This window comes from uncultured Ilumatobacter sp. (genome assembly GCF_963980585.1).
Taxonomy (GTDB): domain Bacteria; phylum Actinomycetota; class Acidimicrobiia; order Acidimicrobiales; family Ilumatobacteraceae; genus Ilumatobacter_A.
Genome location: NZ_CAXCAM010000050.1, coordinates 1 through 18,468 on the forward strand (window position 1 = coordinate 1; position 18,468 = coordinate 18,468).

An 18,468-nucleotide genomic window follows, 5' to 3' on the forward strand; every position below is an offset into this window, starting at 1 on the left:
TGTCGGCTGATTCGGTGTCGGCTGATTCGGTGTCGGCTGATTCGATGTCGGTCGGCGCTGGCACAGCGGTCTCCACGACGGCGGAGTTGGCAGATCCAGTGTCGGCGGTGTCGGTGAGAACGCTGACCCCAGCGACATCATCGCCAGCCGAGCAGGCAGCACCGAACACGACCAGCGCGACGAGCGCGGCCGTGCCCCGAGCAACGGAACGGGGTGTCATCGGTCGACGCCGACTTTCAGGACCATCCGCGCGGCAAACATGACGTGCTTCATCGGTCGACGCCGCCGAGCACCGGATCAACCGAGGAGATGATGGCCACCGCATCGGCGACCAGTCCGCCGCGCATCATGTGCGGCAGGCACTGGATGTTGACGAACGACGAATCGCGCATGTGAATGCGATACGGGTTTGGTCCACCGTCGGACGCGATGTAGCAGCCCAGCTCACCGCGCGGGCTCTCGAGCGCGACGTACACCTCGCCCTCGGGCACTTTGAAGCCCTCGGTGAAGATCTTGAAGTGGTGAATGAGCGCTTCCATCGACTCGTCGATCCGAGCCCGCGGCGGCGGGGTCACCTTCTTGTTCTGAATCCGGTAGTCGCCCTCCGGGATGCGCTCGACAATCTGGCGGACCAGTTCCATCGACTCACGGATCTCGGCGAGCCGGATTGCGTACCGGTCGAATGCATCGCCGTACGAGCCGACGACGACGTCGAAGTCGAGTTCGTCGTAGTGCATGTACGGCTGATCGCGGCGGAGGTCCCACTCGACACCGGTGGAACGCAAGATGGGCCCGGTTGCCCCGAGTGCAAGCGCTTCGCTCGGCGTGATGACACCGACGCCTTGCAGACGTTCCCGCCAGATCGGCTGACCGGTCATCAACGTGTCGTACTCATCGAGACGAGGCGGCAGGAGATCGAGAATTCGCAGGACGCCATCACGCCAACCGGCCGGAAGATCGGCTGCGAGGCCACCCGGACGGATGTAGTTGTGATTCATGCGGAGGCCAGTGACCTCTTGGAAGAACCGCAACACCTCTTCGCGCTCACGCCAGCCGTAAATCATCATCGATACGGCGCCGAGGTCCATCCCGTTGGTCGCCATGAACAGCAGATGGCTCGACATGCGGTTGAGCTCAGACAGCAGCATGCGAATCCACACGGCTCGCTCGGGAATGTCGCCGTCGATTCCGAGCAATTTTTCGGTCGCCATCGAGAACACAAGCTCGTTGTTGAGCGGGCTCAAGTAGTCCATGCGCGTGACGTTCGTCCCGCCCTGCATGTAGGTGAGCTGCTCGCCGGTCTTCTCCATGCCGGTGTGGAGGTAGCCGATGATCGGCTTGCATCGCAGAACGGTCTCGCCCTGTAATTCGAGCATCAACCGGAGCACGCCGTGCGTCGATGGGTGCTGGGGACCCATGTTGATGATCATCGTCTGATCTTCTTCGGGGTCCTCGGGAAGCTCGCCGAGGTTGGCGGCTTCGGCCTCGCTCATGCGCAGGACGGAACCGACCTCGCGCATGAGCTCACGCGCAGTGGTTTGGCTGCGGGGCTTGAGGGTTTGCGCCCCTTCGTCGGTGCCGGCAACGAACAGGTGATAGTTCGTGCCGGGGTCTGGTGTCTCGACGGCGAGGTCGATACCGGCGGCGGCAACTTCGGCTCCGGTCAACGTCGTTGGCGTGAGCTCGTCGGAGTTCGTGGCTGTCTCAGCGTCGTCGGTGATGCTCATCAGGCGTTCGCTCCCTTGAACTGAACCGGGATGCGGCCCACTTCATAGTCCTTGCGCAGCGGGTGCCCGTCCCAGTCCTCGGGCATGAGGATGCGCGTGAGGTCCGGATGATCGGCAAACTCGATGCCGAACATGTCGAAGCACTCGCGTTCCATGGCTTCAGTGCCGGGGTACAGATCGAACAACGAAGCCACGACCGGCGCAGCCTCGGGCACCTGCACGCGGATGCGAGTGCGTCGACGATTGCTGAGGTCAAGCAGGTTGACGACCACTTCGAAGCGCTCCGCGCCGATGCCGTCGGGCAGCGATCGCCCCATGAAGTCGAGGTAGTCGACGCCACAGAGATCGACGCACATCGTGTAGCCCTCGTCGTCGAGCGCCTTGACGACGTCGAGATACTGCTCGACGGACGCGTGGATGACTTCTTGGCCGAGGGAGTCACTGACCGGGCAGCCGTGGATCATGGGCGTTGCATCCTCCGCCGCGTCAGGAGTCTCGGCGGCGGTCTGATCGTCGCTCATCCCTTGACTCCGAGCAGGACGGGCGTGGTGCCACCTTCGATGTGTTCCACGTGCACGTTGGCGCCGGCACCGGTCTCGGCACGGCGCTTCATGATCTCGTTGGTCTCGATCAGCCCATGCAGTGTCTCGATCGCGTGGATCAGCGTTTCTGGCGTCGGCGGGCAACCCGGGGCATAGACATCGACCGGAACGATCTGGTCGACGCCTTGCACGATGGCGTAATTGTTGAACATGCCACCCGAGCTCGCGCAGACGCCCATCGAGATGACCCACTTGGGCTCCATCATCTGGTCGTACACCTGACGGAGCACCGGTGCCATCTTCTGGCTCACGCGTCCGGCGACGATCATAATGTCGGCCTGACGCGGCGACGCGCGGAACACTTCCATGCCAAAGCGCGAAATGTCGTAGTGCGCGGCTCCCGTGGCCATCATCTCGATTGCGCAGCAAGCCAGCCCGAAAGAGGCCGGCCACGACGAGCGTGAGCGCGACCAATTGACCAGGTCTTCGACCTTGCCGGTGATGACGTTGTGTGTGAGCCCGCCGAGTCCATCGTCGAGCACATCGTTGACGATGCCCATGTTGTGATTCCCTTACGAAGTGCGGCTGGATGTCAGGGTCTGGTGAGTCCCTGGGTCTGCTATGGGGAGGTTACGCGGCTTCGATGCCGGAGCTGTCGCCATCGGGAAGTCGTCCCTCGGCACCGACCCGACGGATCGTCGAAGCGGCCGTGCGTTCGGGCGACACCATGGCGGCGTCAGCCTCGAGACTGCGGTACTTCTGGATTGGGCCCCAGTCGAGGCCGCCCCGGGCCACTTCGTACACGAAGGTGAGGAAGAAGATCACCGAGAACGCGAGGATCGCCCAGAAGCCGTAGTACCCGAGACCGTCACGGTTGACCGCATACGGGTACACGAAGATGATTTCGATGTCGAACATGATGAACAACATCGCAACGATGTAGAAGCTGACCGGGAAGCGCTCTGGGGGCTCACGTGTCGGCACAATGCCGCACTCGTACGGCGCCTCTTTGGCCGTCGAGGGCCGACGCGGTGCAAGGAGACGCGATGCCGTGAAGCTCAGCCCCCCAAAGATGATCGCCAGGATCATCAGCATCACGACGGGTAGGTACTGCCCCATGGGTCAGGCCGTCGCGACTGCGGAGGAGAGGTTGTGCTTCAAGATTCGCTCACGGCGATGCAGGAGGTAGCACAGTGCGAGGAAGATCGCGCCGCCGCCGATGGTGAGGACCACAGCCGGTTGACGTTTGGCACCGAGATCGCGAACCATGTACACGTACTGCTTCTGCGCCTCGTCGTCGATCTCGGCCGTAGCGGGCGCTCGACCGGGCTCGGTCCGCACCGGCACCAACGGGGAGACTTCGACCACGGTGTAGTGCGGCGTGTGGAAGAACGCCACGAAGTCGAGCGATTCGTTGTTCGCAATGAGCGGATAGCGCTCGCCGCCAACATCGAACACATCGGTGACTTCGTACTGCCCGGCGGTGAGCGCGCCATCTTCTTCGATGAACTCGCTCGCCGCGGCCTGTGCCTGGCCGTAGGCCGGGTTGTCCTGGTCGATCCGGATATATCCCTCGGAGAGGAACTCTTCGGCCACGAGCTCGTGCAGTTCGCCCGGATCAGCGTCTTCGTAGCCATTCGGCAACGACTCGAGGGCACCTGCTGAGCGCAGTGCTGGCACGTCCTGAATGATGGTCCGACCGGGAATCGCGGCCCATGACGGCTCAGGCCCCTTGAGACCGATGCCGTAAATCCACCAGGTCAGGCCCATCAGCATCATCCAGCCCATCAGACCGGTGAGCGTCACCAAGAACGACAGGCGCGACCCGATGTTGGTCGCCAAGATCATGTAGATGCTGCCCATCAGCACGACGACACCCATGATGACGGTGAGCAAACCGCGAAGTTCTGGCTCCCATCCAATTGCCAACAGCGACATGTTGCTCACAAACTCCGTACGTATTCGACGACGGCTTCAATTTGCTCATCGGTGAGCAATGCCCCGAATCCTGGCATACGTCCACTGCCTTGGCCTTGGTTGCCATAGACCTTGCCGAACTCGGAGCCGTTCTTGATGAACTCGATCATGTCCGACTCGTTGTTGAAATGGCTGTTGGTTGAGCCACCGGTGAGGTTCCACCCGTAGGCGCCCTGACCGGTCTCGCCTGGATCGCCGTAGCTCCAACCTTGCGTGTGGCAGCGTGCGCAGCTGTATGCGCCCGAGCCCAGCTCGAGGTTGAAGATTGCTTCACCAGTGCTGCTTGCTTCGCCTGATGCGACAGCGGCGTCGATTGATGCCTGAATGTCGTCGGCGATATCCGTCGGCACCGTGCCGCTCTGGCAGAGTTCCTGACCGTAGAAATCAGCAGCTTCGACCTCACCAGGCCCACACTCGGTGCGCGGCAGCTGGATCGATTTCAGATACTCGAGCACGTTGTCGATTTGCTGAGTGTTCATCGGACCGCCGCCGATGAGTCCCCACGGCGACATCGGTGAGAACGGCCGGCCGTAGTTCAGAATGAACCGAACTTCGTCTACGTCAAACCGGTAGTAGATGGTGTTGAGGGCAGGAGCCTTCCAGTTCACTGCGGTGATCTCACCGGTGAGCTGGTCGGTCACGGTGAACGGCGCTTCGCCGCCGACGGCGCCCATGCCACCGTGGCACCCAGCGCAGTTGAAGCCGCCCTCGGCAGTCGGGGCGAACAGCTGCGAACCCCAGCTGGCATAACGGTTGTTCCAGCCGAGCGCCGCGCCTTCTTGGCGACCAGGCTCGAGGATCCAGACAACCGGGAGCCCGATCACGATGAGGACGAGCAAGAGCACGCCGAACAGTTGGACCCGTTCGAGGCGAGAGCCTTCGAGGGTCTCGTCGTCGTAGTACTCCTTGCGGTTGGCAGCAAGCTCGATTTCCGAGCCGACTTCCTTGCGGCCGGCGACCACATTGAAGATGCCGTACACCACCCATCCGATGGCGATGATCACGACGCTGAGCACAGCGATATTGGTGGTGGTGGAGCCGAGCATCACCGGAGTCGACAGCGCAGCGGAAAGGACAGGCGTCATCAGTGTTCGTCTCCGCCCGTGCAGTGCGGGCCCTCTGCTTCTTGGCCGGTGGTGTTCACACCGATCGCGGGACCCGTGACGGTCGTACCCGTGTCGATGGTGACGTCCTCGGTGGGTGAAATGGTCGCTGGGAAACGGTCCATGCCGCGCGGGGCGGGGCCGCCCTTCTTCTCGCCGACCCGGTTGTATTGCGAACCGTGGCACTGGCACTCGAACCACTGGCTTGTCTTACATTCAGGTACTCGACAGCCGAGGTGCGGGCACTTCTGGCTGAGGACAACGATTCCCTGGCGCATCGCAACAAGGACGTTCTCCGGATAGATCGTCTCGGCAGCTGGCAAAGCTTCGGCTGGATAGGCCGTGATCCATGACTTGGCCTCAGGCACGTAGAAGAATCCACCGCCCTGCTTGATGCCGGCCTTGATGGCTCCGAGCTTGCCCACGCCAACGGCGCCGCCGAAACCACCGGTACCAGACGGCCAGAGGAAGCCAACGAAGGCCGCCGCAGCGAAGGCACCAATTCCGGCGCTCATCAGAGTGACCGTGGCGCGGTTGAAGAACTGCCGACGCGAGACACCGATGGCCTCGGGGTCCGGCGGTGTCCACGGCACGAGGCTGTTGTCCTCGGCACCGACGCTGACCAGCTCTTTGCTCGGCGTTCGGGCTTCGACACCCTCTGCTTCGGCGTCGGCGGCCGTGCGGGTCGCTGCTTCTTCGGCGGCGATACGGCCTTGCTTCTTGGCCTCGTTCCGACGCGTTGTGTCACGCTTGACGGCTTCGCCGGACAACGCCCCTGCACCGCGCACGTCGGATCGACGGGCGAGGGTGAGGAACGAAATGGCGCCGAGCACGACGACGGCGCCGATGGCGATGGTTATGACTGCTGCGGTACTCATGGGGGGGTACTCCTTTGCTGTCTCTCTACTACTTCTTTATTCGTCTCAGTGAGCCGTTTGGATGGAGGTCGAGCTACTCAGAGCTCGAAGAACAGGCCGTCGACCCATGGCAACACGAAGTTGAAGCCGGGGCCACGGAAGAACGAACCGATCATCACGAGCACGGCCCAGAACATCAGGTGCACGGTCATGATCGAGATGACGAACTTGCGATCCTCGGGCTTGTTCGACGGGTTGCGGTCGAGATACGGCGTGAGGATCAAGAAAATGATGCCGACGCCGGGCAGTGTCACGCCAGCCACCATCGGGTGGAACATCGTGAGAAGTTCCTGCAGACCGAGGAAGTACCAGGGCGCCTTCGACGGGTTCGGCGTGGCGTTCGTGTTCGCGAGCTGGAGCAACGGTGCGTTGACAAAGATCGAGAAGATGAACGTAAATGCGGTGCAGGCGAGCGCCGCAACGAACTCCGCTGCGAGCAGATGCGGCCAGGTGTGGACCTTGTCCACGGGTGTTGCCTTCACGTCTTGAATCGAGCCCGACTTGACGACGGTGAGGAGCCGCTGGGTGTGACCCCCCGGGCCTCCACCAACGGGCACGCCAGCAGCGGCGGGTGCCGCCGCGACAACGGCGCCGACCTTCTCGGCAAGCGCAACGCCACCACCGGTTTCGGCTGCGTCTGCTTCGCCGCCAGCCTTGGACGCTTTGGCCGCCTGGCTGCGCTTGAGGAGTGCTTCGGGAATACGCGAATCGCCGGCAGGCGCGGCGGCCGGCTCTGCTGCCGGCTCGGCGGCAGGTTCAGCTGACTTCTCGCGGGCCGCCTGGGCCCGCTTGAGCAGATGTTCGGGGATCTCGGTCATGAGGTCACCACCTCATTCTTTGGCTCAGTCATTGGCTCTCGCTCTCTCGTACAGACATTCAACATCGGAATTCTCAACGGGCCGTAGTTCAGATCACAACGGACCCGAAATACCGCCGTCTTTACGCACCCGCCAGAAGTGGATCGCCATGAAGATCACGATGACGAACGGCAGGAACAACACGTGCAGCACATACCATCGCAGCAGCGTTTCGGAGCCGATTTCGGCACCACCAAGCAAGACGAATCTGACCTCGTTTCCGAACACTGGCGTGTAGCCCATCATGTTCGTACCCACGGTGACCGCCCAAAGCGCCAACTGATCCCACGGCAACAAGTAGCCGGTGAACGACAGCAGCAGTGTCAAGGTCAGCAAGATCACGCCGATCACCCAGTTGAACTCACGGGGCGGCTTGTAGGCGCCGTGGTAGAACACGCGGGCCATGTGCAAGAACACGGCAAGCACCATCAAGTGGGCTCCCCATCTGTGCATGTTTCTGACCAGCAGACCGAAGGTGACCGAGGTCTGGAGGTTCTGGATGTCGTTCCAGGCCGCCGTTGCTTCCGGACGGTAGAAGAACATCAAGAAGATGCCGGTCACCGTGAGCAGGATGAAAAGGAAGAAACTCAAACCGCCGAGGCAGAGTGTGTAGCTGACCTTCACCGCGTGGCGCTTCACCTTGACGGGGTGCAAGTGGTACAGCACCGAGTTCATAATGACGTAGCTGCGGTTACGCGGGCTGTCGGTGTAGCCCTTCCGGAAGATCGAACCCGGGCGGAAGATCGAACTCCAGGCCTGGCTGCCCTGCGTTGCATCGACCGCCGAGTTGAGGCGGTCCTTCACCGTTGGGCGTGGTTTATCGTCAATCGTCTTTGACATGAATCTCTCTCAGAGCCTCATCCCATAGCCGTAGCCATGGTTGTTGGTACGCATGTGATAGTCGCCGGCTGCCGTCGCGGCACCGGCTTTGCCGAGGATGATGACCCCGGTCGGGCAGCGGTCGACGCAGAGTGCGCAGCGCGTGCAGATGTCGTCGTCGATCGTGAACATGAAGGCATCGGACGGGTCCGTCCCCGGCTGCTCGGTTCCGATGGCTTCGGACACTGCCGACGTGTTGACCATGTGGATGCACTTCCACGGACAGATGTCGACGCAGCCCTCACAGGCAATGCACTCGGTTTGGTCGATGTGAATGAACTGCTTTGGCTTGACGGCCTTGCTCAGGTAGTCGGCGTCGACTTCCACCAACGAGTAATCGTCAGTGAACGGCATCATCGGCGGATTGGCGTCAGTCTTGGCCATTACTGCGTCTCGCAGCCACGCAGGCTGCGCTCCAGGGTTGCGTTCGGGAGATCGATCACGTCAGACAGTGCAGAGACGGTCCGTGCGTCGAATCGGGGAGCAGGCATCGTCGGTCAGGCCTTCTTGACCAGGGGACGACCGTAGGTGGACGTGGGCAGTGCGGTCTGGGTTTCCTTGTAGCGGTTCTGCCACCAGACAGCGAGGAAGATGTTCAGACCGAAGAAAACGGCGTGGAGCAACACCACAACGATGTCGCGGAGCGCCTCGTACTGCAATGTGATCGGGTTCCAACCGCCTTGCGATACAGGCTTGAGGAAACCTCCCCAGCCGATCAGCAGCTTGTCTTTGCTCCACCCGAGGTTCTTGTCAGCGTGGTCAATCCACTGGTGCGGCAGGATGCCGTAGGTCAAGAAGAGCACTCCAAACGCATACGTGCTCCCAATCATTGCCTCGCCCCAGGTGACCGACTTGCCCTGCGGGCGGCGCTTTCCATACGGAATGACTGCCAGCGACAGGCCGAGGGCCGCCACAAGAGACACGATGAACGCCTGGTTGACACCAGGCCATTTCAAGACATCAATGGCGATCATCGCAGTTGTTGCATCCGTTTCGTCTGGTTGTTTCGAGAAGTCATTCGAGCGCCGGTCAGCTGGCGCCATCAGTTCGTTGTCTGGAACACGAGCGCCGCAAGGTCACTCGTGAATCCAATCACGAACCTTACTCACCCGAGAAGCTTGAGAGAAGTCTGGCACGCAAGTGTGACGCGCGCGCCAGGTTGTGCGAAAGTGCACGAACTCGGGAGTTCGGACCGTATGGTTCGACACGGCCCGACGTGCGATCGAGCGCCGACCAGAGTCACACCTCACGAACACAGAGAGATTGCGGATGGATTCACGCGAGCGGGTCTTGTCCATCTATCATCTGCACAGTGACTGAGATCCCCGAACATCTCCTGAAGCGGTCGCGCGAACGGCGCGACGCGATTGGTCAGGGTGGCGATGCAGCCCCCGCTGCAGACGCTCCGGCAACAGCGGTCGAGAAGTCAGCATCGGCAACGCCGGCTGCGGCACCACCGCCACCGAGCGGTCCGGCCGGGCGAACCGCATCCGCCGAACCCGCAGCACCGAAGCCGGCCAAGCCGGACCCGCATTACGTCGTCGCCGCCAAGCAGCGTCGCAAGGTGCCGTTCTGGGCAATGGCGACGCTGTCGCTGATGCCGGTCTGGGGCTTCGTGTACGTCCGGGCCTTGACCGAAGGCGGCGAAGTTTCTGAGGGGCCACTCGCGGCCGGTGCCGAAATCTACGGCAACTGCGCCAGTTGCCATGGCGGCGGTGGCGGTGGCGGCGTCGGCTACGCCTTCACCGAGGGCGAAGTCCTCAAGACCTTCCCCAACATCGAGGACCAGGTTCGCTACGTGTACTACGGCACCGAGCAGTACAACCTTGCCGGCGTTGAGGTCTATGGCAATCCCGATCGCGAGGGTGGCCCGCATCTCACCGGCGAACAAGGTGTCATGCCTGGATTTGGCGGACAGCTGTCCGCCTACGAAATCGTCGAAGTGATCTGCCACGAGCGCTACACGCTGGGCGGCGCCGACCCGACCAGCGAAGAGTACGCAGCGGAGTATGAAGCATGGTGCTCAGGCGAGGCCCCGGTGTTCGAAGCAGTCGAATCCGGCGAACTCGATCTCCTCGCTCTGGAAGAAGCAGAAGAGTTCGACGTCAACGGCGAAACCGTGATCGTCGTTCCGGTCGGTCCGGCTCCCGTTGCCGGTCGGCCTGGCGCCTCTGGCGAGTGAACCCGCACGCCGTACGGCGTGCGCAATGAACAAGATGCGTTCGTCATGCGTCACGATGAAGGTCGCGTCCGGCCAGACTGTCATCGATGCCCCTGAGCGCTGATCCTCTCTCCACCGACGTCCTCGTCATCGGTGGCGGCCCGGCGGGGTCCGCCGTCGCAGCGCGACTTGCGCACGCGGGCCACGACGTCACCCTCGTCGAGAAGCGCGCCGAAGGCCGTCACAAGTCGTGCGGTGATCTGCTGTCACCGCGTGCTGTCGCTGAGCTCAGCCGGCTCGATATCGACCCGATGTCGTTCGGCGGCCACGCAATTCAGGGCGTCCGGATGGTGTACAGACGCCAACGTGCGGATGCTCCTTGGCCCGAACACCACGACATGCCGGACCATGCCGTGGTCATCCGCCGCGACACGCTTGACGAACAACTCCGCCGCCGTGCTCGAGACGCCGGCGCAACCGTCTTGATGGGCCACGAAGCCACGGCGCCGATCTCGGATCGCGGGTTTGTACGCGGCGCCATGATGACGCTGGTCGACGGCACGGTCCGCAACGTGACCGCTCGGTTCATTGTCGTTGCCGATGGTGCAAGCAGTCGATTCGGTCGAGTGCTCGGTACAAGTCGCCAACGCCGTTGGCCGTACGCGATTGCAGCGCGCACCTATTTTTCATCGCCACGCCACCGCGACGCCTGGGTTGAGACCTCGCTCGGCCTCTCCGATCCGCACGGCAACCCAGTCGCCGGGTACGGATGGGTGACACCGATGGGAGACGGCAACGTCAACGTCGGCGTCGGCGTTCTGTCGAGCTATCGCGACATCAAGGGTCTCAACACACTCAAGCTGTTGACCGCGTTCTCTGAACATGTCGCGGCGGATTGGGGCCTCGACCCGACTCAGTCGCTCAAACCCCCGACGCGTCTCCGGTTGCCCATCGGCGGGTCGGTCGGCCCGAAGATGGGGCCCACGTTCTTGGTCGTCGGCGATGCAGCGGGGGCGGCCAATCCGTTCAGTGGTGATGGCATCGATGCAGCGTTGATGGGCGGCCGTCTTGCTGCCGACGTGTTGGACGAGGCGCTGACCACTGGCAACTCGACCACGTTGCAGCGGTATCCCGTCGTCGTTGCCGAAGAAGTCGAGGCATACCGCAAGGTCGGCCGGCTCTCTGCACGATTCCTCGGACGGCCTGCCATCTTGAAACCGGCGCTGCGTCTCGCGACACGCAGTGACGCGACCATGGGTGCGGTACTTCGCATCGCGACGAACGCACTCCGCGACGACAACACCGCCGGCGGAGCGGAACGGGCATATCGCCTGGCGTCGCTCGCGGCGAAGTTCGCGCCGAGCTGGTAGCCGAGGTGAGCGTGATGGTGGTGGAGGGAATCGATGACGGCGCGTGGGTCGCTCATCTCGCTGCGGCACTCCCCCACTTCGACGTGCGTCATGTCACCGCCGAGGTCGCACCCGACTCCGTCACCCACGTGGCGATGTGGCGACTCCCGACTCAGCGGTTAACGACGTACACCAACCTCGAGGCGATCCTCATGTTGGGTGCGGGCTACGACCACCTTGAGCTCAGCAGCCTGCCGGATGTCCCGGTCGTGCGCTTGATTGATCCGGCGATGGCCGACGACATCGCGCTCTACGTCCTCAGTTGGGTCATTCACTTCCAGCGCGACTTCGACCGCTACGCCGCAATGCAAGCGACGGCGACCTGGCGGAGTGAATTGACACCGATCTTCGCCCGCGAGTTCACGGTCGGCGTCCTCGGCGCGGGCGCGATCGGCAGCACCGTCCTGTCGACGTGTGCCGGGCATGGATTTGCCACGGTGGGATGGTCGCGTTCGGCCCACGATCGTCCGCTCGAGGACTTCTTCCGAGACTGCGACGTGGTGGTCGATCTCGTTCCGCTCAGCGATGCCACCCGGGGCATCATCGGCGCGCCTGAACTGACCGCACTCGGTGATGGGGTATTGATCAACGTTGGCCGCGGCGCCACGGTGGACACCGCGGCGTTGATCGGAGCACTCGACGGCGAGCTGCGCGCGGCGGTGCTCGACGTGTTCGACTCTGAGCCGCTCGAGGCCGACTCGCCGCTGTGGCGTCACCCCAAGGTGGTCGTGACTCCCCATGTTGCGGGCCGTTCTGACCCGGTGACCGCAGCACCGGTGATCGCTGCCAGCGTTGCCGAACTTGGTGCCGGCCGAACTCCCGCCGGCACGATCAATCGCTGACCGGTTCCTCGATTGAGAAGATCGCTCGCTGGCCGCGAGTGAGGTGATCGTCGATGTCGCAGATCAGCTGATATTGACCTGCGCTCTCGAACTGCAGCAGGACATCGCCGGATGCGCCCGGCGCGAGCCGCTCGATCTGATCGATCAGGCGGCCATTTTCATCGAGCACGCGCATCTCGTGATCGAGTTCGCCGACGTTGGTCAGCCGGAACCGGACGACCTCACCAGCAACGATTGTGGTCGAGGCATCGGCACCGAACTCGTACTCAGTGGCCGTGAACTGGACGGTTTGCGAGACATCGTCGGGCGACAACGCATCGATGGAGTCGTCGTCGGTGTCGTCAGATCCGCAGGCCGAGAGCATCACCAGCGGGAGGGATGCCAGCAGCAACGCGGATCGTGTGATTCGCTTGTGAGTCGTCCCGGGCCGAACGTTGCTGACTCGGGGGTGTTGCTGACTGTGAAATCTCAAGGTGAAGGCCACGCTGTCACGCTACGTCGCGGCCCGTGATGCTCCGAAAGGGCCCAATGGCACGTTGGGAGACGGCTCCGTTGTCGTCGAAGGCCGATGACACGCTGTACCAATCGTGATGTTCACGCTGATCGCCCTGGCGAGCACCACGGCATTGTTGCCCGAGCGTGGGTCCCGGATGACTGTGGTGCTGGCCGGCCTGCTCGACGCAGCGGCGGCCGTCTTCTTTGTCATTTCCGCCCGGATCGGACTGCTCAGCGTTGGCGCTGCGCTCGCCGCCCTCTACCCGGTGGTCGCGGTTCTGCTCCCCAGGATCATCAACAAGAAACGAATCCGGTCGCACCAACTGGTGGGCCTGGGCCTCGCACCCTGTGCCATTGGACTGCTCGTCTCATGAGGGTGCAGATGCCAGAGCGAGCGACCACATACCGACGGTGACCTGCATGCTGCGGTGACCGCCGGCCGCAACTGAGAGCACGGACCTCGGCCAGATCAGGATCGGAGGGCGACGTTGAAGCAACGCTCGTGCAATGGCCCGAGGGCATACGTCGCGTAGTCGACACCGTCTGCGGCGTAGAGCGTGCGGCACGACTCACTCCAATCCAATGCCTCTGGCGATGACATGCGGTGGACGACCTGCATCACACCGCCCTCGTACACTCGGTACTCGGCCCATGTTCCCGGAAAGTCCTTGGTGCAGCCGATCTCGATCGTCGGAATACGCGACTCGTTCATCATCCGCACTCGGTGGCGATGAGTGTGACCAGCCGTATATGCGATGAGATCGGTACGCCGGACAGCCAGTTGGTCGAGCAGGTCGCTGCCATCTGGATGCAGTCCAAAGTACGTGTCGCTGCGTCGACCACCCTGCTGACCAACCCATTGTTGGTGATGTCCCATTGCCATCACCGGTTGGTCGCTTGCGGCACACACCGCGTCGAGCCAATCGATCTGCTCAGGGTCGAGCCGACCGGTGGTCTCGCCCGGAATCGTTGTGTCGAGCAATGCGACCGTCAGTCCGTCGACCTCGATCACCGAGTCACCGGCGTAGTGCTGTTGGCGGTGGTAGCTGTCGTGATTGCCGCGCACGACGTGCAGTCGTTTACCAAACGGCTCGCGGTAGCACGCTTCGAACGCCGCCCATTCCTCGGGACGCCCATCGACTGACAGGTCACCCTTCACGATGACCGCGACGGGATCGATGGCGAGCATTTCCGTCGCTGCCGTTCGGTTCATCACCTCGGGGTACGGCTCGGCCCCATCCGGCACTCGCTGCACCGGCCCCGTCGAGTGCTCATCGAGACGGCCGGCTTCCAGTTCACCGAAGTGCAGGTCGTTGACCGTGGCGATGCGTGCCAGCAGCTGGCCCGGCGGGCGTGCCAGCGTGCGGGCCACGGTGCCATCGACGGTGTATTGGGTGTCGGGGTCCAGCCCTTCGAGCCGCTCGACTCGAGTGCCCTCGTGCGCCACGATCAGGTCATCGGCGACGGTGGTGATGGTGGTCATTTCAGTTGAAGAACTTCAGACCTTGATCACGACGGAACTGACGATCTTGTCGTGCCACGTCTGCTTCTTGTCGTCCCACAGCATCCACAGGTAGCCGAGGTAGAAGATCTGGCCCGAGATGAACGACGCAAACAGTTGACGCCCGAGCGCCTTGCCGATCCCGATGGGCTCACCGGTCAGTTCCCCGACGACCTTGACGCCGGCGATCTTGCGGCCCCAGGTCTGGCCTGTCGTGCCCAGCGCTCTGATGTACAACACGATGACGACGATGAAGCCGACCGCGATCAGCAACCCGCCGAGCGCGATCTGACCTCCGTTGGGCTCACCAGCAGGGCACACGACGTCGTCGCCGATGCTCACGCAGTTACTGAACGCGCTGCCGATGATGATGCCGCCGGGGATGGCGAAGGCAGCGATGAGCAGGCCATACAGGAGGCCATCGAGCAAGTAGCCACCCAAGCGCGACCCGAAGCCAGCGCGCTCGTGGCCGTCGATTGGACTTGGCGAGTACGCCTGGTATCCGGGCGGAGGTGCTGCGCCGTATGCCGGCGGTGGAGGTGCTCCGCCACTCAACGGTGGTGGGGGCGGCGGCGGGGTCGATCCGGATGGCGGCGGCGGTGGCGGGGTTGATCCGGATGGCGGCGGCGGTGGATCCATTGGAGCGGTCATCTGTCCATTGTTCCAGACCAGCCGCCGATCGGCTGGCCTCTCAGCGCCAGGGGCGCAGGCGACGGACCGGGAGCGGACGCGCCCATGACCGACTGCTGAACCGCCACGCGGTGTTGCGTGGCTCAGCGACAGGGCCGAGCACGCTCGCACGCGGCCACAGTGCCTCGGTCGCTGCCATGATCGCGGCAGCTTCTTCGTCGGTGGGGACGGTTGACCCGGACACGCTGAACGGCACACTCACAGTTGCCACACTACGTGCCATTGCTCTCCGCGCCCTCCTCGTCGATTGACCAACTGGCGCGACGCGGTCGAATCACCACGGTCTCGGCGGTCTGATCATGGAAAGTGCGTCGTGACGTGTTGGTGAATGCCAACACAAATCCTGCGAAGAAGATCGGGGAGAACACGGCGCGCACGATGAACCGCGTGAACGCGTGCGGCCGATCGACGAACTCTCCATTCGTCGCATTCACCACGGTGGTCGACATGAGACGGTTGCCGACCCACTGTCCATGCTGGGCAACGGCAACGGTGTACGACCACGCGACGAGCACAAGCCCAAGCCCGAGGAGCGGCAGGGCGAGGAGCCGTGCGATGCCGGACCCGGCGAGCAAGAGGAGCAGCCCCGGGAGCAGTGCGAGCGTCGTGATGACCGTGTCGATCATCCAGCCGCCAGCACGGCTGGCAAATGATGCAAGATCGGGATCGAAATTGATGGTCCCTGTCGATTCCATCACCGCAGTTGCGGCAGCCCTCGGGCGTTCGAAGTCGCGGGGATCGCTGCGTGCCGCGCTCGGTTCGACCTCTCTGCCGTGCGTGCCGTCTGTGCCGTGCGTCCCGTCACCGAGTTGTCCGAGGAGATCGCTCAGGTCGGACGACGTGATTCGCGGCGCAGGCGGCGGCAGTTGCCTTGACGACGGTGGCGGCGGCGGCGGCGGACCGCCAGTTGGATGAGGAGCAGGTGGCGGAGGGAGCGACGACGACACCGGCTTGTTCATGAACCTGAGCGGATCACAGTGGCACGTTGCCGTGCTTGCGCCTCGGGAGTTCCTCACGCTTGGTCGACAGCATTCGCAGTCCGGCGACGAGCTTGCGCCGTGTGTCAGCGGGGTCGATCACATCGTCGACATAACCGCGCTCGGCGGCCGCGTATGGGTTGGCGTACTTTTCGGTGTAGTCGGCGACGAGTTCGGCACGCCGCGCAGCCGGGTCGGCAGCCTGCTGCAGTTCACGTCGGTACACGATTTCAACGGCACCTTGCGGGCCCATCACGGCCAGCTCGGCGGTTGGCCACGCGAAGGCGAGATCGGAGCCAATCGACTTCGAGTCCATCACGACGTACGCGCCGCCGTACGCCTTGCGGGTGATGACCGAGATGCGCGGCACCGTGGCCTCGCAGTAGGCGTAGAGCAGCTTGGCGCCGTGGCGAATGATGCCGCCGTACTCCTGGTCGACACCGGGCAGGAAGCCAGGCACGTCAACGAAGGTGATGAGCGGAATGTTGAACGCATCGCAGGTGCGGACGAAGCGAGCAGCTTTCTCAGCTGACTCGATGTCGAGGACACCGGCAAGAACCTTCGGCTGATTACCGACGACGCCGACCGGTCGACCGTCGATGCGGGCGAAGCCACAGATGATCGATTTGGCAAAGTGCGGGAAGTACTCGAAGAACTCGCCGTCGTCGACGCAGGTACGAACGACGTCGATCATGTCGTACGGCAGGTTCGGGCTGTCCGGCAGGATGTCGCGCAGCTCGGGGCAGTCTCGGTCGGGGTCGTCGGTGCAGTCCTCGGCTGGGGGCTCTTCGAGGTTGTTTGCCGGGAGGAAGGACAGCAGGAAGCGGACGTCGTCGAGACAGGACTTTTCGTCGTCGGCGACGAACGTGGCCACGCCTGACTTGCTTGCGTGGCTCATTGCACCACCCAACTCTTCCAGGGTGACGTCTTCGCCGGTGACGGTCTTGACGACGTCAGGGCCGGTGATGAACATGTGGCTGGTCTCGCGGACCATGAAGATGAAGTCGGTCATGGCCGGGGAGTAGACGGCCCCGCCGGCGCATGGGCCGAGGATGACAGAAATTTGCGGCACGACGCCCGAGGCGCGCACGTTGCGGTGGAAGATGCCTCCGTAACTCGCGAGGCTGACCACGCCCTCTTGGATGCGCGCGCCGGCGCCGTCGTTCAGGCCGATCAGCGGTGCGCCGACCTTCAGCGACAGGTCCATCAGCTTGTGGATCTTCTCGGCGAACACTTCGCCGAGCGCGCCGCCGAAGACGGTGAAGTCCTGGGAGAACACGAACACCTTGCGGCCGTCGACGGTGCCCCAGCCCGTGATCACACCGTCGGTGTACGGACGCTCCTCGAGGCCCGATGCCTGGGCACGGTGGCGAGCAAGGAGGTCGAGTTCGTGGAATGAGCCGTCGTCGAGGAAGTAGTCGATGCGCTCACGAGCGAGCATCTTGCCCTTCTCGTATTGGCGGTCGATCGACCGTTGGGATCCAGCGTTGTGTGCGTCCTCGCGGCGCCCGGCGAGATCGTCCAATTTTTCCTGCATGCTCACGGTCGGAAACCTAGCGCGACCGTGCGACAAGCAAGAATGCACACATGGATGAATCGTCGGGGTCAGGAGCACCTGCAGACGTGGCGTTCGACCTTCCCATCCAGCCGCCCGTCAAGCCGATGCTGGCGAAATTGGCACGCAAGATCCCTGACGGGGACGGATGGATCTTCGAACCGAAGTGGGACGGGTTCCGCTGCGTCGTCTTTCGCGACGGTGATCGGCTCGAACTGGTCAGTCGAAATCTCAAGCCACTCGGGAGATACTTCCCCGAATTGACCCAGCCACTCCTTGATGCGTTGCCGGCCCGATGCATCATCGATGGCGAGATCGTCGTCGCCGACGTGGCGGGCAACGGACTCGACTTCGATGGATTGCTGCAACGGATCCATCCGGCAAAGTCGCGGATTGACCGGCTGGCAGCCGAGACCCCCGCTGCGTTCGTCGCGTTCGACATCTTGGCCTGCGACAATCAATCGTTCCTCGACCGTCCAATGACCGAGCGACGCGCGCTGCTCGTCGATGCGCTCGCGCCGAACGGTGTCGTCCACCTCACTCCGGCCACCACTGACCGGTCGATTGCCAACGACTGGTTCGCCCGCTTCGAGGGGGCGGGGCTCGATGGCATTATTGCCAAGCCTGCGCACGGCACCTACGAGCCGGGCAAGCGCGCGCTGGTCAAGGTCAAGCATCAGCGAACTGCGCTGTGCGCAGTGCCGGGCTACCGGGTGCACAAGGATGGCAACGGAGTCGGCTCACTGCTGCTCGGCCTCTTCGACGGTGGTGGTGACGGTGCTGGTGGTGACGTTGGTGGTGGTGACGTTGGTGGTGGTGACGTTGGTGGTGGTGAC

The 18,468-nt window shown here is 63.2% G+C and carries 22 protein-coding genes and 1 pseudogene; 5 read left to right on the forward strand and 18 right to left on the reverse strand.

What is annotated here, in order from left to right; genetic code table 11:
• From ACH2DW_RS13150 to ACH2DW_RS13205, 12 genes and pseudogenes are all read right to left on the reverse strand, one after another.
• The coding region (locus tag ACH2DW_RS13150; protein ID WP_394930200.1) for a hypothetical protein at positions 1 to 220 on the reverse strand (220 nt) is incomplete at its 3' end.
• A 49-nt stretch (positions 221 to 269) separates the two neighbouring features.
• Positions 270 to 1,727, reverse strand: coding sequence for an NADH-quinone oxidoreductase subunit D (locus ACH2DW_RS13155; RefSeq protein WP_394930201.1), 1,458 nt, complete (start codon positions 1,725 to 1,727; stop codon positions 270 to 272).
• On the reverse strand, positions 1,727 to 2,248 hold the full coding sequence (locus tag ACH2DW_RS13160; protein ID WP_394930202.1) for an NADH-quinone oxidoreductase subunit C: 522 nt from the start codon (positions 2,246 to 2,248) through the stop codon (positions 1,727 to 1,729). Before ACH2DW_RS13160 ends, ACH2DW_RS13155 begins: the two co-directional genes overlap by 1 nt.
• A 106-nt stretch (positions 2,249 to 2,354) precedes the next feature.
• A pseudogene (locus tag ACH2DW_RS13165) lies at positions 2,355 to 2,772 on the reverse strand (NADH-quinone oxidoreductase subunit B); the annotation flags it as partial.
• Between the two features lie 127 nt (positions 2,773 to 2,899).
• Positions 2,900 to 3,388 carry an NADH-quinone oxidoreductase subunit A gene (locus ACH2DW_RS13170; RefSeq protein WP_394930203.1) on the reverse strand — a complete coding sequence of 163 codons (489 nt, stop codon included), beginning with the start codon at positions 3,386 to 3,388 and terminating at the stop codon, positions 2,900 to 2,902.
• Positions 3,389 to 3,391: 3 nt separating this feature from the next.
• Positions 3,392 to 4,216: a hypothetical protein gene (locus tag ACH2DW_RS13175; RefSeq protein ID WP_394930204.1), complete on the reverse strand. Its 825-nt coding sequence runs from the start codon at positions 4,214 to 4,216 to the stop codon at positions 3,392 to 3,394.
• Entirely contained in the window at positions 4,213 to 5,331 is a 1,119-nt protein-coding gene (locus tag ACH2DW_RS13180; RefSeq protein WP_394930205.1) for a c-type cytochrome, read from the reverse strand. Before ACH2DW_RS13180 ends, ACH2DW_RS13175 begins: the two co-directional genes overlap by 4 nt.
• Positions 5,331 to 6,227 carry a ubiquinol-cytochrome c reductase iron-sulfur subunit gene (locus ACH2DW_RS13185; RefSeq protein WP_394930206.1) on the reverse strand — a complete coding sequence of 299 codons (897 nt, stop codon included), beginning with the start codon at positions 6,225 to 6,227 and terminating at the stop codon, positions 5,331 to 5,333. Before ACH2DW_RS13185 ends, ACH2DW_RS13180 begins: the two co-directional genes overlap by 1 nt.
• A gap of 77 nt (positions 6,228 to 6,304) precedes the next feature.
• Complete coding sequence (locus tag ACH2DW_RS13190) at positions 6,305 to 7,084, reverse strand: menaquinol-cytochrome c reductase cytochrome b subunit (RefSeq protein ID WP_394930207.1); 780 nt, start codon at positions 7,082 to 7,084, stop codon at positions 6,305 to 6,307.
• A 93-nt stretch (positions 7,085 to 7,177) separates the two neighbouring features.
• Entirely contained in the window at positions 7,178 to 7,963 is a 786-nt protein-coding gene (gene extP, locus ACH2DW_RS13195) for a selenite/tellurite reduction operon b-type cytochrome ExtP (protein WP_394930208.1), read from the reverse strand.
• A gap of 9 nt (positions 7,964 to 7,972) precedes the next feature.
• Entirely contained in the window at positions 7,973 to 8,386 is a 414-nt protein-coding gene (locus ACH2DW_RS13200) for a DUF362 domain-containing protein (RefSeq protein WP_394930209.1), read from the reverse strand.
• A 113-nt stretch (positions 8,387 to 8,499) separates the two neighbouring features.
• Positions 8,500 to 8,976, reverse strand: coding sequence for a hypothetical protein (locus tag ACH2DW_RS13205; protein ID WP_394930210.1), 477 nt, complete (start codon positions 8,974 to 8,976; stop codon positions 8,500 to 8,502).
• 338 nt (positions 8,977 to 9,314) lie between these two features.
• On the opposite strand from ACH2DW_RS13205, the gene ACH2DW_RS13210 reads away from it, so the two are divergent.
• From ACH2DW_RS13210 to ACH2DW_RS13220, 3 genes are all read left to right on the forward strand, one after another.
• The gene (locus tag ACH2DW_RS13210) at positions 9,315 to 10,184 is read left to right on the forward strand and encodes a c-type cytochrome (RefSeq protein ID WP_394930211.1); all 870 of its coding nucleotides are present in this window, start codon (positions 9,315 to 9,317) and stop codon (positions 10,182 to 10,184) included.
• Positions 10,185 to 10,270: 86 nt separating this feature from the next.
• Positions 10,271 to 11,533, forward strand: coding sequence for a geranylgeranyl reductase family protein (locus ACH2DW_RS13215; protein WP_394930212.1), 1,263 nt, complete (start codon positions 10,271 to 10,273; stop codon positions 11,531 to 11,533).
• Positions 11,534 to 11,553: 20 nt separating this feature from the next.
• Positions 11,554 to 12,414, forward strand: a complete 861-nt coding sequence (locus ACH2DW_RS13220; RefSeq protein ID WP_394930213.1) for an NAD(P)-dependent oxidoreductase — start codon at positions 11,554 to 11,556, stop codon at positions 12,412 to 12,414.
• Here ACH2DW_RS13220 and ACH2DW_RS13225 read toward each other — a convergent pair.
• Positions 12,404 to 12,898, reverse strand: a complete 495-nt coding sequence (locus ACH2DW_RS13225) for a hypothetical protein (protein ID WP_394930214.1) — start codon at positions 12,896 to 12,898, stop codon at positions 12,404 to 12,406. The two genes, ACH2DW_RS13220 and ACH2DW_RS13225, sit on opposite strands and share 11 nt — an antisense overlap.
• Before the next feature lie 103 nt (positions 12,899 to 13,001).
• Between ACH2DW_RS13225 and ACH2DW_RS13230 the strand changes: the two genes are divergently transcribed.
• Positions 13,002 to 13,283, forward strand: a complete 282-nt coding sequence (locus ACH2DW_RS13230) for a hypothetical protein (RefSeq protein ID WP_394930215.1) — start codon at positions 13,002 to 13,004, stop codon at positions 13,281 to 13,283.
• A 95-nt stretch (positions 13,284 to 13,378) separates the two neighbouring features.
• On the opposite strand, the gene ACH2DW_RS13235 is transcribed toward ACH2DW_RS13230, so the two are convergent.
• The 5 genes from ACH2DW_RS13235 to ACH2DW_RS13255 are packed head-to-tail and all read right to left on the reverse strand — an operon-like array spanning position 13,379 to position 17,614.
• Positions 13,379 to 14,392: a metallophosphoesterase family protein gene (locus ACH2DW_RS13235; RefSeq protein ID WP_394930216.1), complete on the reverse strand. Its 1,014-nt coding sequence runs from the start codon at positions 14,390 to 14,392 to the stop codon at positions 13,379 to 13,381.
• Between the two features lie 15 nt (positions 14,393 to 14,407).
• Positions 14,408 to 15,061: an RDD family protein gene (locus tag ACH2DW_RS13240; protein ID WP_394930217.1), complete on the reverse strand. Its 654-nt coding sequence runs from the start codon at positions 15,059 to 15,061 to the stop codon at positions 14,408 to 14,410.
• 40 nt (positions 15,062 to 15,101) lie between these two features.
• The gene (locus ACH2DW_RS13245; protein ID WP_394930218.1) at positions 15,102 to 15,302 is read right to left on the reverse strand and encodes a hypothetical protein; all 201 of its coding nucleotides are present in this window, start codon (positions 15,300 to 15,302) and stop codon (positions 15,102 to 15,104) included.
• Positions 15,303 to 15,312: 10 nt separating this feature from the next.
• A complete protein-coding gene (locus ACH2DW_RS13250; protein WP_394930219.1) occupies positions 15,313 to 16,059 on the reverse strand; it encodes an RDD family protein in 747 nt (248 codons plus the stop codon).
• 13 nt (positions 16,060 to 16,072) lie between these two features.
• On the reverse strand, positions 16,073 to 17,614 hold the full coding sequence (locus ACH2DW_RS13255; RefSeq protein ID WP_394930221.1) for an acyl-CoA carboxylase subunit beta: 1,542 nt from the start codon (positions 17,612 to 17,614) through the stop codon (positions 16,073 to 16,075).
• Positions 17,615 to 17,664: 50 nt separating this feature from the next.
• Here ACH2DW_RS13255 and ACH2DW_RS13260 point away from each other — a divergent pair.
• Positions 17,665 to 18,468, forward strand: an 804-nt coding sequence (locus ACH2DW_RS13260) for an ATP-dependent DNA ligase (RefSeq protein WP_394930220.1), incomplete at its 3' end; no start/stop codon positions are given.

Coding starts and splice junctions, on each gene's coding strand:
- ACH2DW_RS13155 (WP_394930201.1), bottom strand. CDS start 1,727: ATGAGCATCACCGACGACGCTGAGACAGCCACGAACTCCGACGAGCTC.
- ACH2DW_RS13160 (WP_394930202.1), bottom strand. CDS start 2,248: ATGAGCGACGATCAGACCGCCGCCGAGACTCCTGACGCGGCGGAGGAT.
- ACH2DW_RS13170 (WP_394930203.1), bottom strand. CDS start 3,388: ATGGGGCAGTACCTACCCGTCGTGATGCTGATGATCCTGGCGATCATC.
- ACH2DW_RS13180 (WP_394930205.1), bottom strand. CDS start 5,331: ATGACGCCTGTCCTTTCCGCTGCGCTGTCGACTCCGGTGATGCTCGGC.
- ACH2DW_RS13185 (WP_394930206.1), bottom strand. CDS start 6,227: ATGAGTACCGCAGCAGTCATAACCATCGCCATCGGCGCCGTCGTCGTG.
- ACH2DW_RS13190 (WP_394930207.1), bottom strand. CDS start 7,084: ATGACCGAGATCCCCGAACATCTGCTCAAGCGGGCCCAGGCGGCCCGC.
- extP (WP_394930208.1), bottom strand. CDS start 7,963: ATGTCAAAGACGATTGACGATAAACCACGCCCAACGGTGAAGGACCGC.
- ACH2DW_RS13200 (WP_394930209.1), bottom strand. CDS start 8,386: ATGGCCAAGACTGACGCCAATCCGCCGATGATGCCGTTCACTGACGAT.
- ACH2DW_RS13205 (WP_394930210.1), bottom strand. CDS start 8,976: ATGATCGCCATTGATGTCTTGAAATGGCCTGGTGTCAACCAGGCGTTC.
- ACH2DW_RS13215 (WP_394930212.1), top strand. CDS start 10,271: ATGCCCCTGAGCGCTGATCCTCTCTCCACCGACGTCCTCGTCATCGGT.
- ACH2DW_RS13235 (WP_394930216.1), bottom strand. CDS start 14,392: ATGACCACCATCACCACCGTCGCCGATGACCTGATCGTGGCGCACGAG.
- ACH2DW_RS13240 (WP_394930217.1), bottom strand. CDS start 15,061: ATGACCGCTCCAATGGATCCACCGCCGCCGCCATCCGGATCAACCCCG.
- ACH2DW_RS13250 (WP_394930219.1), bottom strand. CDS start 16,059: ATGAACAAGCCGGTGTCGTCGTCGCTCCCTCCGCCACCTGCTCCTCAT.
- ACH2DW_RS13255 (WP_394930221.1), bottom strand. CDS start 17,614: ATGCAGGAAAAATTGGACGATCTCGCCGGGCGCCGCGAGGACGCACAC.